General features: G+C 59.0%; 2 protein-coding genes and 1 tRNA gene. All 3 read left to right on the forward strand.

The window, feature by feature from the left end; all coding sequences use genetic code 11:
- Nucleotides 1-503, forward strand: a 503-nt coding sequence (locus ACOVRA_RS16625) for a MerR family transcriptional regulator (protein WP_421721263.1), incomplete at its 5' end; no start/stop codon positions are given.
- 22 nt (nucleotides 504-525) lie between these two features.
- Entirely contained in the window at nucleotides 526-1,071 is a 546-nt protein-coding gene (locus tag ACOVRA_RS16630; protein ID WP_421721264.1) for a GNAT family N-acetyltransferase, read from the forward strand.
- A 119-nt stretch (nucleotides 1,072-1,190) separates the two neighbouring features.
- Nucleotides 1,191-1,267 (forward strand) — tRNA-Pro (locus ACOVRA_RS16635).
- Nucleotides 1,268-1,276: the final 9 nt, after the last annotated feature.

Below are 1,276 nucleotides of genomic sequence, written 5' to 3' on the forward strand. Positions count from 1 at the left end.
CCTTTCGGACAATTACCGAGGCTGCTGAGCTCTTGGATGTGCCTGCCCATGTCTTGCGCTTCTGGGAAGGCAAGTTTCCCCAATTACGACCGTTAAAGCGGGCAGGGGGTCGCAGGCACTATCGGCCTGAAGATATGGCCTTGTTGCGCGGTATCCGCGCGCTTTTGCAAGAAGATGGCTATCAGCTCAAAGGCGTTCAGAAAGTTCTGAAAGACCAAGGCGTCGGCTTTGTCCGCGCCCGTGGTGCTGGTGCGCAACCAGATGTTCTGCCGCCAGTTACCGCCAATCCTGAAGCTTTGGCTTTGGGTGCGGCTGCCCGTGGCCCGGTCTACCCGCTGTCGCCTGTGACCTCAGGCGAAGCCCAATCGCCCGCTGCAACTGCCCCTGCGACCCCAGCCTCTGGCGAGGCCAGTCAAGCTCGACTGCTGGCTGCGCTTGAAAAGCTGGAGCGCGCGGAGGCGATCTTGTCTGCTGTCGCAGCCTTCCAGCGCCGCGCTTCCTAATCCTGACCCGAAGGCCTTTTCCATGTCAGCTTTGACCATTCGACTTGCCACGCCCACCGATCGGGATGCGATTGTGACCTTGATGCAGCGCGCCTATCGCGGCGAAGAGAGCCGGCAAGGTTGGACGTCTGAGGCCGACTTAATCGATGGGGAGCGCATCACGCCTGAAGCCATAGATCAGGTTCTGCAAAGCCCGCATCACCGCCTGTTGATTGCCAAAAATGGCGAGGGGAAGCTGATTGGCTGTGCGGATATCGAGCATCTGACCGAGGCACCCGATACCTGCAGCTTCGGCAAATTTGCCGTCGAGCCTTCGCTCCAGGGTGGGGGGGTTGGTAAGGTTTTGATGCTAGCGGCAGAAGCTGAAGCCTGCCGCTCATTCGCCGCGACCCGCATGATTATGACCGTCATTGAGGGGCGGGACGAGCTGATCGCCTTTTATGCTCGGCGCGGCTTTGCCCCCACGGGCCAAAGTGTTTCCATGGCCGATATCCATTCTGACCCAAATATGACCCGCGGCCATGATCTGATCTTACTGGAATTTGCGAAGGACTTGCCAAAAGCCTGAAGCAGAGCTTCTGGCGGTGCGGTCTTGTGTGAGAAATCTCTGACAACAGCGATTGCCGCAAACCCTTTGGCCGTCTATAGCCGCTGCCTCGCAACAGTCACCTGTTTGCGAACAAAGGTCGGAGCGTAGCGCAGCTTGGTAGCGCACTTGTCTGGGGGACAAGGGGTCGTGGGTTCGAATCCCGCCGCTCCGACCATTTTCACCC

The organism is Aquidulcibacter sp., assembly GCF_049239865.1.
Taxonomy (GTDB): Bacteria; Pseudomonadota; Alphaproteobacteria; order Caulobacterales; family Aquidulcibacteraceae; genus Aquidulcibacter.